The organism is Hominisplanchenecus sp. (assembly GCF_046967715.1).
Classification (GTDB): Bacteria; Bacillota; Clostridia; order Lachnospirales; family Lachnospiraceae; genus Hominisplanchenecus; species Hominisplanchenecus faecis.
The window spans coordinates 1-15,477 of sequence record NZ_JBKVNQ010000006.1 but is presented as its reverse complement, the minus strand read 5'-3'; the positions used below and the strand labels follow the sequence as shown (position 1 = coordinate 15,477).

Below are 15,477 nucleotides of genomic sequence, written 5' to 3'. Positions count from 1 at the left end.
AAAGCCGGTCTTTTCTTGGGTTACAGAAAAGATGCGTTTCTGTACCGGGGAAGATATAAGGAGCAAAGATATGGCAAAGGACAAGAAGTTCGGAAAAGGTTTTTTCTGTGGAATCCTGACTTCGGCTGTGGTCGTTCTGGCCGGAAGCGGGGTGCTTCAGCAGGGCGGCTGGATCACAGGAGCAGATCAGAAAGAAGCAGGGGCAACGCAGGAGAGCACAGACAGTGCAGGCACACAGCTCAGTCTGGATCAGAAAAAGGTAGATACAAAGATCAAGAAGATGGAAGAGATCATCAATCAGCTCTATCTTGACAGTACGGATAACGATACGGTCGAAGCCGGCATTTATAAGGGCATGATCAGCGGACTTGGAGATCCTTATGCTGCATATTATACACAGGATGAACTCGAAAAACTGAATGAATCCACATCCGGAGAGTACAAGGGGATCGGTGCAAAGCTTTCACAGGATACACAGACGGGGGCAATCCAGGTCGTGACCTGTTTTGAGGGGACACCGGCAGAAAAGGCAGGGCTGCTTCCGGGAGACATTCTCTATTCGGTCAATGACATCGAAGTGACCGGGAAAGATCTGACCGATGTGGTCAGCCTGATCAAGACAGCAAAAGGAGACACCGTCCATCTGACAATCGCCAGAGAGGGTGAAAAGGATTATCTGGAGTTCGATGTGGAACGCTCAGATGTTGCCGTCCCGACGGTGGCCTACAAAATGCTGGATGATGAGATCGGTTATATCGCAGTCAGTGAGTTTGACAAGGTGACGGCGGAGCAGTTCAAGAATGCTCTGGCGAAATTAGAAGAACAGGGTATGGAAAAGCTGATCATAGACCTGCGAAACAACCTTGGCGGTGTGCTGGATACCTGCTGCGAGATGTTAAAACAGATGCTTCCGAAAGGACTGATCGTTTATACCGAAGATAAATACGGGCAGAGAACAGAATATACCTGCGACGGAAACAATGAGTTCAAAAAGCCGCTGGCAGTGCTGGTCAACGGGTACAGTGCCAGTGCGGCAGAAATCTTCAGCGGAGCAATCAAGGACTATGGGATTGGTACTTTAGTCGGTACGAAAACGTATGGAAAAGGGATTGTGCAGCGGATTGTCGGAATGGAGGACGGAACGGCAGTCAAACTGACGGTTTCCAAGTATTTCACGCCAAACGGCACGGATATCCACAAAAAAGGCATTGAGCCGGATGTGACCGTTGAGCTTGATGAAAGTCTGAAAAATAAAGTGACGGTCACGGAAGAAGAGGATAATCAGTTGCAGAAAGCCATTTCAATACTTCAGGAGGAAAAAAACGATGCAGAGTAAAATTGTTTTCAGAGAGATGTTAAGTGAGCTGAAGGCACTTGCAGATGTGCAGGGAAATTATCTTACAAAAGAAGACATAAAAAAATTCTTTCCGGGAGATGCCCTGAATGAGGAACAGTTTGGACTGGTCTGCGAATACCTTGTCAGCCAGAAGATCAAAGTGGACGGGTACGAACCGGCCCAAAAGACACCGGAAACCGCACAGAAGACAGTGAAGGAGCATGCAGAGAGAGCGTCTGCTTCGAATCCTGAGACAGAAAAACAGGAAGAAAACAGTGAAACACAGGACGGGGAAGGTCCGGATTTCCTTGGTATGTATCTGGAGGAACTTGCAGAGATCGAAAAACTTTCCGAGACGGAAGAAGAACGTCTATTTTTTGAGGCGGTAAATGGAGATTCCATGGCAAAAAGCACGCTGGCAGGACAGTATCTGGAAACGGTCTACGAGCTTGCCATGACGTATGTCGCTTCCGAGCTGCCGATCGAAGATCTGGTGCAGGAAGGCAATATCGGACTGCTGCTTGCACTTGAAAATCTGGAGGCAAAGCCAAATCTGGAAGAATACCGTAAGCAGGTGTTTGACGGTATCCGGAAAGCAATGGAAGAGGCCGTTGAGATGTCACAGGACAAAAAAGACCTGGATGATGAGATCGTAGGCAGAGTCAATCACCTGAACGAGTCGATCCTCAGCCTGGAAGAGGATCTTGGACACAAAGTTTCCATGAGCGAGCTGTCGGCCTATCTGGAAATGCCGCTTGAGGAGATCAAAGATGTTCTGCGTATGGCCGGTGATGAGATGAAAGATAAATCAGATGTGAGATGATTCCCGCCTCAGCAGGCGGCGAGCAACAAGCCGTGCACCTCGCAGCAAGAATGCCAGAGGCATTCTTGAAAAAATGTTCTGCCGGATGGAAGGCTGTCATATAGTATGAGCAGGGGGGATTGCATGGAAAAAATGCAGAAACGATCAAAACCAGTGACCCTGCTCATTTCACTTCTGGGTTCCTGGATCGTCACAGCAGTGCTTCTTGTGCTGCTGGCAGCTGCGATGATGAAATTTCAGTTAGAAGAAGGAAAGATCTCGGCGGCTGTGACCGTCATTTATCTGGGATCCGCCTTTTTGGGCGGAAGGATCGCAGGCAGAAGGACGGAGAACAAAAAATACCTGTGGGGGCTGCTCGCAGGAATGTGTTATTTTGCAGTGCTTTTTCTTCTGACACTGATCCTGAAACGGAACATAGATCCGTCTTCCATACAGACGATAACGACAGCCTGTCTGTGCATGGGAGGCGGAATGTTAGGCGGAATGCTTGCTTTTTAAAAGCATTTCGTGTAAAAGTTCATATAGATTTTTAAAAACAGTTATGTTAAAATAGGCAGATGTTAGATTCAGAAACAGCCATCAAAGATGGAGGAAATACAGGATAATGATGAAAGAAAAATATGAATCGCTCTCAGCGGTTGAATTAAAGGCGATTGCAAAAGCCAGAGGCCTGAAAAATCTTTCCGGTCTGAAAAAGAGTGAAGTAGTTACAAGAATGCTTGAGGCAGATGAAAAAGAACGTGAGCAGAAAATATCCGAAGAGACGGAAGAACGTGCACAGACACAGACCGTAAAAGCGGAAAGACCAGAGATGACAGAGCATGCAGAGAGATCCGAAAAGCGTCCGGAAGAGAAAACAGGACTGGATTTTTCACAGCTTGACAGCGGTCAGACAGTGACCGGTATTCTGGAAGTAATGCCGGATGGTTTCGGATTTATCCGATCCGATAACTATCTGCCGGGTGACCATGATATTTATGTTTCGCCGTCCCAGATCCGAAGATTCAATCTGAAGACCGGAGATATCATCAGCGGCAATACACGTATCCGCACAAATACCACGCAGCAGGAGAAGTTTGCAGCCTTGCTCTATTTAAAAAGCACAAACGGCATGCATCCGGCAGAAGCTGCCAAAAGATGCAATTTCGAGGATATGACACCGATCTTTCCGAATCAGCGTATGCGTATGGAGCGTGATTCGAGAAATGTAGCCATGCGTATCGTTGACCTGATCTCACCGGTCGGCAAGGGACAGCGAGGAATGATCGTGTCACCGCCGAAAGCCGGAAAGACGACACTGTTAAAAGAGATGGCAAAGTCCATCCTTGGAAATGACCCGGATATGCACCTGATCATTCTGCTGATCGACGAGCGTCCGGAGGAAGTTACCGATATCAAGGAAGCCATTGTCGGAGATAATGTAGAAGTAATCTATTCTACCTTTGATGAGCTGCCGGAGCATCACAAACGAGTTTCCGAGATGGTGATCGAGCGTGCAAAGCGTCTGGTTGAACATAAAAAAGACGTTACGATCCTGCTCGACAGCATCACAAGACTTGCAAGAGCCTACAACCTGACGGTTCCGCCAAGCGGACGTACCTTATCCGGCGGTCTTGACCCGGCGGCACTGCATATGCCGAAACGTTTCTTCGGAGCAGCGAGAAATATGCGTGAGGGCGGAAGCCTGACGATCCTGGCAACGGCACTTGTCGATACCGGAAGCAAGATGGACGATGTCGTATACGAAGAGTTCAAGGGAACCGGAAACATGGAGCTTGTCCTTGACCGCAAGCTTTCCGAAAAGAGAGTTTTCCCGGCACTGGATATCCAGAAATCCGGTACCAGAAGAGAGGATCTTCTGCTCGATCCGGAAGAGCAGGAAGCAGTGTACATCATGCGAAAAGCATTAAACGGTATGAAGTCGGACGAAGCCGTCGAGAACATCCTGAATATGTTTGTACATACGAAAAACAATAAAGAACTGGTACAGATGGTCAAAAAACAGAAATTTATATAAAATCGTTGCTTTTTATAAAGATTTATGGTATAATTCAAACGCTGTTTAACAGACAGTTTAACTGTAGGGACTTACAGGGATAGTCCGGGGTATCTTGCCGTGGAAACATCAGGAGCGGCATTGACCGGAAATCGACCGAGAAAGGTAAGCAGTTCACAAAATAAGAAAAAGAGGTGAAAATCATGAAGGAAGGAATCCATCCAGAGTACTATCAGGCAACTGTAACTTGCAACTGCGGTAACACATTTGTAACAGGCTCCACAAAAAAGGATATCCATGTTGAAATCTGCTCCAAATGCCATTCATTCTACACAGGACAGCAGAAAGCAGCAGCAGCACGCGGACGTATTGATAAATTCAATAAGAAATACGGCATCAAATAATAAGCGTTTTGGGTACAGGAGTATACAGATGTCCTGCGAAAGTAGGATGTATATGCTTAAGATAATGAGAGGGGTTGAGGTTGAAAAATCTCAACCTTTTTTATCACATGGATTTTTTGTGTGGATATTTTGAACGCAGAGAAGCGGATTGTGAATGTCCGCTTTACACAAAAAGTTTCCGGGTGTGAAAGTTGGAGGAAGCAGCAGTATGAAATCATCCAATATAGGCGGTCAGGCGGTCATGGAAGGCGTGATGATGCGAAATGCAGATAAATATGCAGTCGCAGTCCGCAAAACCGACGGCGAGATCGTTGTGAAAACAGAAGAATATAAAGGTATTGTTCAAAATAAAAAAATACGTTCTCTTCCGATCATACGAGGTGTGTTCAGCTTTATAGATTCCATGGTTCTTGGTATGAGTACACTGACTTATTCTGCATCTTTTTTTATGGATGAGGAAGAAGAGGAGAAAGACGAAAAGAAGGAGTCCGTGATGATGGGGCTGACGATTGCATGTTCAGTTGTGATGGCAGTAGCCATTTTTATGATACTTCCTTATTTTTTGTCACAGTTGTTTCGAAAATTTACAGATTCTACTACTTTGATCACACTGCTTGAAGGTGCAGTTCGTCTTGTGATTTTCTTTGGGTATATTCTGCTCATTTCCAGAATGAAAGATATTCAGCGTGTGTTTATGTACCATGGTGCAGAACATAAGTGTATTAACTGTATAGAGCATGGCATGGAGTTAAATGTGGAAAATGTGCTGAAAAGTTCCAGACTGCACAAACGCTGCGGAACCAGTTTTTTGTTTATCGTTATGATCGTCAGCATTATTTTCTTTTTGTTCATCCGGATTGAATCCCCGATCTGGCGAGTGGTATTCCGGCTTTTGCTGATCCCGGTGATCGCAGGCGTTTCGTTTGAGTTTATCCGTCTGGCGGGAAAGAGCGAAAATAAACTGGTAATTCTTTTATCAAAACCGGGTATGATGCTGCAGAAGCTTACAACAAGGGAGCCGGATGCTTCCATGGCAGAAGTAGCGATCGCATCGGTAGAGGCTGTGTTTGACTGGAGAGCATATCTGAAAGAAAATTTTGGGTGGCAGGAGAAAGTATGACGTACGAAGAAGCACGAAAAGAAGCAGAACAGATTCTGAAAGGGGCAGAAGTTCCGGATGCGGCTCTGGATGCCTGGTATCTTCTGGAATATGCGATACGGAAGATTGAAAAAAAGGAGACCGGGCGAACCTGGTATCTGATGAACCGAAAGGAAAGCATTCTGCCGGGGACACTCTTATACTATCAGGAATTGGTCTCCCGAAGAAAACAGCGGATTCCGCTGCAGCATCTGACAGGAGAACAGGAGTTTTACGGTTATCCGTTTTATGTCAATGAACATGTGCTGATCCCAAGGCAGGATACGGAAGTTTTGGTAGAAGAAGCACTGAAGCGAAAAAAAGAGGGCATGAAGGTGCTGGATCTGTGTACCGGTTCCGGCTGTATTCTGCTCAGTATTCTGAAAAATCTGAAGCAGGGAACGGGAGTCGGCATCGACATCTCAGAACAGGCACTTGAGGTTGCAAGACGAAATGCGAAAAGGCTGGGGCTGGAAGCAGCAACAACTTTTATTTTAAGTGACTTGTTTGAGAAGGCACAGGGACCGTACGATATGATCGTCTCCAATCCGCCTTATATTGAAACGGAAGAGATTGCGCAGCTGATGCCGGAAGTGCGGGATCATGAGCCGCGTCTGGCACTTGACGGAATGTCTGATGGGCTTTATTATTACAGAAGTATCGTTTCACAATGCAGGGATTATTTAAAAGAAGACGGTGCACTGCTGTTTGAGATCGGTGCAGGGCAGGGAGCTGCAGTGAGTGAACTGCTCAAAGAAGCCGGTTTTGTGTCCGTCCAGGTAATAAAAGATCTGGCGGGGCTTGACCGGGTAGTTGCAGGAAAAGCAGGTACAAAGAAAGGAAAACAAGAAAAAGATGTTTGATAGACTGGAAGATTTGCTGATTCGATTTGAAGAGATCATGAGCGAACTGAATGAGCCGTTTGTCGTCAACGACCAGACCAGATTTCAGAAGCTTATGAAGGAGCAGAGTGATCTGCAGCCGATCGTGGATGCATATAAAGAATATAAAGAGAGCAAGCAGACGGTAGAGGACAGCCTTTCCATGCTGGAAGAAGAGTCCGATGAAGAGATGCGAGAAATGCTCAAAGAAGAACTGAATGATGCAAAGAAAAATATCGAAGAACTGGAACATAAGCTCAAAATTCTGCTGCTTCCGAAAGATCCGAACGATGAGAAGAACGTTATCGTCGAGATACGTGCCGGAGCAGGCGGGGATGAGGCGGCTTTATTTGCAGCTGAGATTTACCGCATGTATGTGAAATATGCGGATATGCACCGCTGGAAAACAGAGATGATGAGCTTAAATGAAAACGGTATCGGCGGTTTCAAGGAAGTAACATTCATGATCACCGGACAGGGTGCATACTCCAGACTGAAGTACGAAAGCGGTGTACATCGTGTACAGCGTGTACCGGAGACAGAGTCAGGAGGGCGTATCCATACTTCCACGATCACGGTTGCGATCATGCCGGAAGCAGAAGAAGTAGACTTCCAGCTGGATATGAACGACTGTAAATTCGATGTATTCCGTGCATCTGGAAACGGCGGACAGTGTGTCAACACGACAGACTCCGCAGTACGTCTGACACACATCCCGACCGGTATCGTCATCTCCTGTCAGGATGAGAAATCTCAGCTGAAAAACAAAGACAAAGCACTGAAAGTACTGCGTTCCAGACTTTATGAAATGGAACTTGCAAAACAGCACGATGCAGAAGCAGAAGCAAGAAGAAGCCAGATCGGAACCGGTGACCGTTCCGAGAAGATCCGTACTTACAATTTCCCGCAGGGACGTGTGACGGATCATCGTATCAAACTGACACTGCACAGACTGGACGGTATCTTAAACGGCGATCTGGATGAGATCATTGACAGCCTGATCGCAGCAGATCAGGCAGCGAAACTTGCAAACCTGCAGGAAGCTTAAAAGTGATTGTATATAGTATAAGGAAGTGAGGTTTGTATTATGGGTAAATATTTTGGAACCGATGGTTTCCGAGGGGAAGCCAATGTAACTTTGACGGTAGAACATGCATTTAAGGTAGGACGTTTCCTTGGCTGGTATTACGGACAGGAGCATAAGCCAAGGATCGTCATCGGAAAAGACACCAGAAGAAGCAGTTATATGTTTGAATATGCACTGGTAGCAGGCCTGACCGCATCCGGAGCAGATGCGTACCTTCTGCATGTGACAACCACACCGAGTGTTTCCTATGTGGTAAGAACCGATGAATTCGACTGCGGTATCATGATCTCCGCAAGCCACAACCCATTTTATGACAATGGGATTAAAGTGATCAACGGAATGGGATGTAAACTGGAAGCAGAAGTTGAAGCTAAAATTGAGGCATATATTGATGGCGAGAGTGGAGAACTTCCGCTGGCGACAAAAGAAAATATCGGCCGCACGGTGGATTATGTTGCCGGAAGAAACCGTTACATCGGCTATCTGATCTCTCTTGCAACCAGATCCTTCAAAAATTACCGCATTGGGCTGGACTGCTCGAACGGAAGTTCTTCTGCAATCGCAAAGAGTGTTTTTGATGCACTGGGAGCGAAGACTTATGTGATCAACAATGAGCCGAACGGAACCAACATCAATACAAACTGCGGCTCCACACACATCGGTGTACTGCAGCAGTATGTAAAAGAAAAAGGCCTGGATGTCGGATTTGCCTATGACGGTGATGCAGACCGGTGTATAGCAGTCGATGAAAATGGCAATGTTATTGACGGGGATCTGATTCTTTACGTGTGTGGAAAATATTTAAAAGAGCAGGGCAAACTGAAAAATGACACGATCGTAACGACCGTCATGTCCAACCTCGGTTTGTACAAAGCATGCGACAAAGCCGGCATTCACTACGAAAAGACAGCTGTTGGTGATAAGTATGTCTATGAGAATATGACACAGAACGGCCACTGCCTGGGCGGAGAACAGTCCGGACATATCATTTTCAGCAAACATGCGACAACCGGTGACGGTATCCTGACTTCTCTGATGATCATGGAAGTGCTTACCGAGAAAAAACAGACACTTGGAACGCTGGCAGGAGAAGTGAAGATTTATCCGCAGCTGTTGAAAAACGTGCGTGTTGCCGACAAGAAGACAGCAAGAGAGAATCCGGAAGTACAGAAAGCCGTCGATCAGGTGGCAGAAGCACTTGGAGATGAAGGACGTATTCTGGTGCGTGAAAGCGGAACCGAGCCGTTGATCCGTGTTATGGTAGAAGCAGCAGAAGACGCACTCTGCGAAAAATATGTAGATCAGGTCGTAGATGTTATGAAGGCACAAGGACTGGTTGTAGAATAAGAAAAAAGTGTGGGCTGTCCTTTTTCAAACAGGGCAGCCTTTTTTATAAGAACAGGAAACAGAAGGTATGATAAATTTTAGAAAAGTAGAGCTGGAAGATCAGAAAGCGTACAAACCTTATATGGCACAGCAACAGTGCAGAAGCTGTGAGTGTACCTTTGCAAATCTGTACCTCTGGTCCAGGTTTTATGCCGTTACGGCGACGGTGGAGAACGGGATGTTGCTGACAAAAAGTGAGGAAGGCGACTATCTGTCTTATGGATTTCCGATGGGAAAGCCAAAGTATTTAAAAGAGGCGGTGGATGCACTTTATGAGTACAGTAAAGAGAAGAAACGCAAGTTTCAGATGCACAATGTAACACCGGAACAGTTTGCACTTTTAGAAGAAATCTATCCGGGAAGATTTCAGATCGAATACCGCAGAGACTATGCAGATTATGTCTATGAAGCAGAAAAGCTTGCAAAATTATCCGGAAAGAAATATCATGGAAAGAAGAATCATACGAACAAGTTCAAAAAGCTCTATCCGAACTGGCAGTATGAGAGACTGAATGATTCGAACGTGGAAGAATGTTTTCAGATGGCACTGAAATGGAGAAACAAAAACGGTTGCGGAGAAGATCCGGAAAAGAACAGTGAGATGTGTGTAACCCTGAATTCACTGCGGCTGTATAAAGAGCTGGATCTTCGCGGAGGCGTGCTTCGTGCCGAAGGAAACGTGGTTGCGTTTTCTATCGGAGAGCCGGTCTCAGATGACACCTTTGTAGTCCACATTGAAAAAGCATTTGCTGATGTGCCGGGTGCTTATCCGATGATCAATCAGCAGTTTGTGGAACATGAAGTGCAGGGATTTTCCTACGTGAATCGAGAAGAGGATATGGGCGAAACGGGACTTCGCAGTGCCAAAGAATCCTATCACCCGATTTTTATGGTGGAGAAAGGCATTGTGACAGAGAAAGGGGAATAACAGCATGATTTCAGAGAAGATGAGAGGATATGTGGAGAACAGTTCTGCGATCCGTGCAATGTTTGAAGAAGGCAAAAAGATGGCAGATCAGTTCGGAGCAGAAAATGTATACGATTTCAGCCTCGGTAATCCGAATGTGCCGGCACCTGCCGAAGTAAAAAATGCAATCAAAGAAATCCTGAAAAACGAAGATGCACGGATGGTGCATGGCTATATGAACAATGCCGGATACGAAGATGTCAGAGAGGCTGTTGCAGCGTCGTTGAATCAGCGTTTTGGCACAGCATTTCACAAAGAAAATATTTTAATGACAGTCGGTGCGGCAGGCGGCATGAATGTCCTGATGAAAACCCTGTTAAATCCGGGCGATGAAGTGCTGACCTTTGCACCTTATTTCGGAGAATATCGTGCTTATGTGACGAACTACGGCGGTATTTTAAAAGAAGTGGAGCCGAATACCGAAACTTTCCAGCCAAACCTGAAAAAATTTGAACAGATGCTCAGCGAAAAGACAAAAGCAGTCATCGTCAATACACCGAACAATCCGACCGGAGTTGTCTATTCTGAAGCAACCATTCAGAAAATGGCAGCGATTCTGGAGACAAAACAGAAAGAATTCGGTACAAGCATCTATCTGATTTCAGACGAACCTTACCGTGAGCTGGCATATGACGGCGTGGAAGTGCCGTATCTTACCAAATACTACCGCAACACGATCGTTGGTTATTCTTTCAGTAAATCTTTGTCACTTCCGGGAGAGCGTATCGGCTATCTGGTGATGCCGGATGAGCTGGACGGTGCAAAAGATATTATCGCAGCAGCAGCCGTTGCAAACCGTATCCTCGGATATGTCAATGCTCCGTCTCTGTTCCAGCGTGTGATTGCAAAATGTCTGGATGCAAAAGCAGATCTGGAGTACTATAACCGCAACCGTGAGACGCTGTACAACGGACTTCAGAAGGCAGGACTTACCTGCATCAAACCGGAGGGAGCTTTCTATCTGTTTGTAAAATCGCCGATTGCAGATGAAAAAGAATTCTGCCAGAAAGCAAAAGAATACCATCTGCTGATCGTTCCGGGAAGCTCTTTTGCATGCCCGGGCTATGTGAGACTGGCATACTGCGTTTCTTATGAAACCATCGTAAATGCACTGCCAAAATTTGAAGAACTGATGAAAAATTATAAATAAACGCACGGACGAGGAGGAACGAAACATGAAGGCATGGGAAAAAAATGTCAGAACAGTGGTACCGTATGTACCTGGAGAACAGCCAAACCAGATCGGAATGATCAAGTTAAACACCAATGAAAATCCGTATCCGCCGGCTCCCGGAGTGCAGGAAGCAATCAAAAGCCTGGATGATAAAAAGATGCGTCTTTATCCGGATCCGACCGCAGATCTGCTGGTGAGAGAACTGGCTGACTTTTATCATCTGGATAAAGATCAGATTTTTGTCGGCGTTGGATCCGATGATGTGCTGGCCATGTGTTTTCTGACGTTTTTCAATTCCGAACGTCCGATCTTCTTCCCGGATATCACCTATTCTTTTTACGATGTATGGGCAGATGTATTTCGCATTCCGTATGAGTGCCAGCCGCTTGATGAAAATTTTCGCATTGTAAAAGAAGATTATTACCGGGCAAACGGCGGTGTGATCTTCCCGAATCCAAATGCTCCGACCGGAATTGCACAGGATCTTTCTGATATCGAAGATATTCTGCAGCACAACCAGGATGTGATTGTGATCGTAGATGAGGCGTACATTGATTTCGGCGGACATTCTGCACTGGAGCTGATCGACCGCTATGAGAACCTGCTGGTTGTGCAGACGTTCTCAAAATCACGTTCTCTTGCCGGTATGCGGATCGGATATGCTTTCGGAAACAAACAGCTGATCAAGTATCTGAACGATGTGAAATATTCTTTTAATTCTTACACGATGAACTATCCGTCTCTTGTGATCGGAAGAGCGGCACTTGCAGACCGTGCTTATTTTGAAGAGACAAGGAACAAGATCATTGCGACCAGAGAGCGTGTCAAAAAAGAACTGGCAGGACTTGGATTTACCTTTGGAGATTCGATGGCAAACTTCTTGTTCATTACACACGAAAAAGTGGCAGCCAGAGAACTGTTTGAGGCATTGAAGATCAAGAAAATTTATGTGCGTTATTTTAATAAACCAAGGATCGACAACTATCTGCGTGTGACGATCGGAACGGATGAAGAGATGGATGCACTGCTTGCATTCTTCCGTGACTATCTGAAGAAAAAAGCCTGAGAAGGGGAACAGCGAAATGGATGAAAGAAACGAAGATTACGATATCTACGGAAGTTTTGCCTGTGTATATGATAAATTCATGGACAACGTGCCTTACAAAGAGTGGGGCAAATATCTGAAATCGCTCCTGGAAGAACAGGGTATTTCAGACGGGCTGGTGCTGGAGCTTGGATGCGGCACAGGAAGTCTGACGGAGATTTTAGCAGATGCCGGATACGACATGATCGGTGTGGATCTGTCCGCAGACATGCTTGATATTGCTATGGAAAAACGGGAACAGTCCGGCAATAATATTCTCTATCTTTTGCAGGATATGCGGGAATTTGAGCTGTACGGGACAGTTCGGGCAGTGGTCAGCATCTGCGATTCCATGAATTATCTGCCGTGTGAAGAGGATTTTCTTCAAACTTTAAAGCTGGTCAACAATTATCTGGACCCGGAAGGGGTGTTTATTTTTGACCTGAACACACCATACAAATACCGGGAACTGATCGGGGATGCGACGATCGCAGAGAACCGGGAGGATGCCAGTTTTATCTGGGAAAATACCTGGTATGAAAAGGAACAGGTCAATGAATATGACCTGACGATTTTTGCAAGGACAAACGGAGAATATTATCAGAAATTTTTTGAGACACATTACCAGAAAGCCTATGAACTGGAGACGGTCAAAGAGCTGATCCAAAAGTCAGGGATGGAATTTGTGGCTGCTTATGATGCATTTACCAGAGAACCGGTCAGAGCGGACAGCGAACGTATTTATATTATAGCGAGGGAAAAAGGAAAGAAAGGAACCAAGCAGATATGACAGACTATATTGTAAGAGCGACGGCAGCGGACAGTCAGATCCGTGCCTTTGCCGCCACGACAAGAGAAATGACAGAATATGCAAGAAAAGTGCATGAAGAAAGCCCGGTTGCCTGTGCAGCACTGGGAAGACTGATGACGGCAGGAGCCATGATGGGAGCGATGATGAAAGGAGATAAGGATCTTCTGACCCTTCAGATCCGGGCAGACGGTCCACTTCGCGGCATGACCGTGACGGCCGATGCAAAAGGAAATGTCAAAGGGTTTGCCGGAAATCCACAGGTGATGCTGCCTCCGAATGCTCTCGGAAAACTGGATGTCGGCGGTGCAGTCGGTCATGGCATTTTAAATGTGATCAAAGATATGGGTATGAAAGAGCCGTACGTCGGACAGGTTGGGCTGCAGACCGGAGAAATTGCAGAAGACTTAACTTATTATTTTGCAACTTCTGAGCAGGTTGCTTCTTCGGTCGGACTCGGCGTACTGATGAACCACGACAATACGGTTCGTCAGGCAGGCGGATTTATCATCCAGCTGATGCCGTTCACCGATGAGAAAGTGATCGATGCTCTGGAAAAGAAGCTTTCCAGTGTGAAATCGGTGACAAGTATGCTTGATGCCGGTATGACACCGGAAGATATTTTGCAGGAGCTGCTCGGTGAATTCGGTGTGGAGATCACCGAAAAGACGGAGACACGTTTTGCATGTAACTGTTCAAAAGAGCGTATGGAAAAGGCTCTGATCAGCATCGGCAGAAAAGACCTGGAAGAGATGATAAAGGACGGCGAACCGATCGAGATGAACTGCCATTTCTGTAATTCGCATTATCAGTTCAGCGTAGAAGAACTGAAAAAAATTCTGGCACAGGCAAAGAAAAGATAACGTTCAGAAGAAAAGGAGGCGAAAGGCATGAGAGATGGTTTTATCAAAGTTGCGGCAGTCACACCGGATATCCGTGTGGCAGACTGTGAATACAATGCAGAACAGATCTGCAAAAAAATGAAAGAAGCGGCAGCCCTTGGCAGTAAGATCATTGTATTTCCGGAGCTTTGCATCACCGGTTATACCTGTGAGGACCTCTTCTGGCAGGAGGTACTTTTAAATGGAGCAAAAGACGCACTGGATCAGATCAGAAAAGAAAGCCGTGAAATCGATGCACTGGTCTTTGTCGGACTTCCGTGGGAATGGAAAGGAAAGCTTTACAATGTTGCAGCGGCGATCTGCCATGGCAGACTGCTGGGACTGGTGCCGAAAAAGAATCTTCCGAATTATTCTGAGTTTTATGAGATGCGTCATTTTGAGCCGGCAAACGAAGAACTAGATTACATTGAATATCCGGGTGAAGAAGAGCAGGAATGGATTCCGTTTGGCATGCAGCAGATCTTTTACTGTCCGCAGATGGAGGGTCTTACTGTTGCAGCGGAAATCTGTGAAGATCTCTGGGTGCCGCAGCCTCCAAGCATCACACATGCCATTGCAGGAGCCAATGTGATCGTCAACCTTTCTGCAAGTGATGAAATTACCGGAAAGGACAGTTACCGCAGAAATCTGGTTGGCGGACAGTCGGCAAGACTGGTCTGCGGTTATATTTATGCAGATGCCGGAGAAGGAGAATCTTCTACGGATCTTGTCTTTGCCGCACACAATCTGATTGCAGAAAACGGAACAATCCTTGCACAGTCAAAACGTTTTGAAAATGAGATCGTGACAGCAGATCTGGATATCCACAGGATTCGTGCAGAACGCCGCAGAATGACGACTTATCCGACTACGCAGGAAGAATACGAATGGACGGAGTTTGAACTGAAAACGGAAGAGACAAAACTGGAGAGAACGTTTGCACAGACGCCGTTCGTTCCGCAGAATAAAGATGACCGGGAACGTCGCTGCGAGGAAATCCTCTCCATCCAGGCACTCGGTCTGAAGAAACGTCTGGTGCACACAAACTGCAAAAGTCTGGTAGTCGGAATTTCCGGTGGACTGGACTCTACCCTGGCACTTCTGGTGGCAGCCCGTGCCTGTGATATGGCAGGCATCGGAAGAAATCACATTCTGTCTGTGACAATGCCATGTTTCGGAACAACAGACCGCACCTATCAGAATGCCTGTGAGCTGACCAGAAGACTTGGAGCTACCTTAAAAGAAGTGGATATCCGAAAGTCCGTGACATGCCATTTTGAGGATATCGGTCAGGATATCAACTGTCATGATGTCACCTACGAAAACGGCCAGGCGAGAGAGCGTACACAGGTACTGATGGATCTTGCAAACAAGAGCGGCGGTATGGTGATCGGAACTGGTGACATGTCAGAACTTGCACTTGGCTGGGCGACCTACAACGGCGACCACATGTCGATGTATGCCGTGAACGCTTCCGTTCCGAAAACACTGGTACGCCATCTGGTGCGTTAC

Annotated in this window: 15 protein-coding genes; all 15 read left to right on the top strand. The window is 46.3% G+C overall.

The window, feature by feature from the left end; genetic code table 11:
• Positions 1-70: 70 nt before the first annotated feature.
• Positions 71-1,336 carry a S41 family peptidase gene (locus ACLTL4_RS01645; RefSeq protein ID WP_173865498.1) on the top strand — a complete coding sequence of 422 codons (1,266 nt, stop codon included), beginning with the start codon at positions 71-73 and terminating at the stop codon, positions 1,334-1,336.
• Positions 1,326-2,159 carry a sigma factor gene (locus ACLTL4_RS01640; protein ID WP_248834807.1) on the top strand — a complete coding sequence of 278 codons (834 nt, stop codon included), beginning with the start codon at positions 1,326-1,328 and terminating at the stop codon, positions 2,157-2,159. The genes ACLTL4_RS01645 and ACLTL4_RS01640 overlap by 11 nt, the downstream gene beginning before the upstream one ends.
• A 123-nt stretch (positions 2,160-2,282) precedes the next feature.
• Positions 2,283-2,657: a TIGR04086 family membrane protein gene (locus tag ACLTL4_RS01635; protein ID WP_022118986.1), complete on the top strand. Its 375-nt coding sequence runs from the start codon at positions 2,283-2,285 to the stop codon at positions 2,655-2,657.
• 109 nt (positions 2,658-2,766) lie between these two features.
• The gene (gene rho, locus ACLTL4_RS01630) at positions 2,767-4,176 is read left to right on the top strand and encodes a transcription termination factor Rho (protein WP_173895698.1); all 1,410 of its coding nucleotides are present in this window, start codon (positions 2,767-2,769) and stop codon (positions 4,174-4,176) included.
• Between the two features lie 182 nt (positions 4,177-4,358).
• Positions 4,359-4,559, top strand: a complete 201-nt coding sequence (gene rpmE, locus ACLTL4_RS01625; protein ID WP_022118988.1) for a 50S ribosomal protein L31 — start codon at positions 4,359-4,361, stop codon at positions 4,557-4,559.
• Positions 4,560-4,767: 208 nt separating this feature from the next.
• Positions 4,768-5,679, top strand: coding sequence for a DUF1385 domain-containing protein (locus ACLTL4_RS01620; protein ID WP_022118989.1), 912 nt, complete (start codon positions 4,768-4,770; stop codon positions 5,677-5,679).
• Positions 5,676-6,560, top strand: coding sequence for a peptide chain release factor N(5)-glutamine methyltransferase (gene prmC, locus ACLTL4_RS01615; protein ID WP_412290763.1), 885 nt, complete (start codon positions 5,676-5,678; stop codon positions 6,558-6,560). The genes ACLTL4_RS01620 and prmC overlap by 4 nt, the downstream gene beginning before the upstream one ends.
• On the top strand, positions 6,553-7,626 hold the full coding sequence (gene prfA / locus ACLTL4_RS01610) for a peptide chain release factor 1 (RefSeq protein ID WP_022118991.1): 1,074 nt from the start codon (positions 6,553-6,555) through the stop codon (positions 7,624-7,626). The genes prmC and prfA overlap by 8 nt, the downstream gene beginning before the upstream one ends.
• Positions 7,627-7,665: 39 nt before the next feature.
• A complete protein-coding gene (gene glmM / locus ACLTL4_RS01605) occupies positions 7,666-9,012 on the top strand; it encodes a phosphoglucosamine mutase (RefSeq protein WP_022118992.1) in 1,347 nt (448 codons plus the stop codon).
• Between the two features lie 67 nt (positions 9,013-9,079).
• The gene (locus tag ACLTL4_RS01600) at positions 9,080-9,979 is read left to right on the top strand and encodes a DUF2156 domain-containing protein (RefSeq protein WP_173865501.1); all 900 of its coding nucleotides are present in this window, start codon (positions 9,080-9,082) and stop codon (positions 9,977-9,979) included.
• 4 nt (positions 9,980-9,983) lie between these two features.
• Positions 9,984-11,168: a pyridoxal phosphate-dependent aminotransferase gene (locus ACLTL4_RS01595; RefSeq protein WP_412320170.1), complete on the top strand. Its 1,185-nt coding sequence runs from the start codon at positions 9,984-9,986 to the stop codon at positions 11,166-11,168.
• Positions 11,169-11,193: 25 nt separating this feature from the next.
• Positions 11,194-12,258 (top strand): histidinol-phosphate transaminase, encoded by a 1,065-nt coding sequence (gene hisC / locus ACLTL4_RS01590; RefSeq protein WP_412290765.1) that lies wholly within the window; start codon positions 11,194-11,196, stop codon positions 12,256-12,258.
• A 16-nt stretch (positions 12,259-12,274) separates the two neighbouring features.
• Positions 12,275-13,066 (top strand): class I SAM-dependent DNA methyltransferase, encoded by a 792-nt coding sequence (locus tag ACLTL4_RS01585; protein WP_022118996.1) that lies wholly within the window; start codon positions 12,275-12,277, stop codon positions 13,064-13,066.
• Positions 13,063-13,947 (top strand): Hsp33 family molecular chaperone HslO, encoded by an 885-nt coding sequence (gene hslO, locus ACLTL4_RS01580; protein ID WP_022118997.1) that lies wholly within the window; start codon positions 13,063-13,065, stop codon positions 13,945-13,947. The genes ACLTL4_RS01585 and hslO overlap by 4 nt, the downstream gene beginning before the upstream one ends.
• A 27-nt stretch (positions 13,948-13,974) precedes the next feature.
• The coding region (locus ACLTL4_RS01575; protein WP_412320169.1) for an NAD(+) synthase at positions 13,975-15,477 on the top strand (1,503 nt) is incomplete at its 3' end.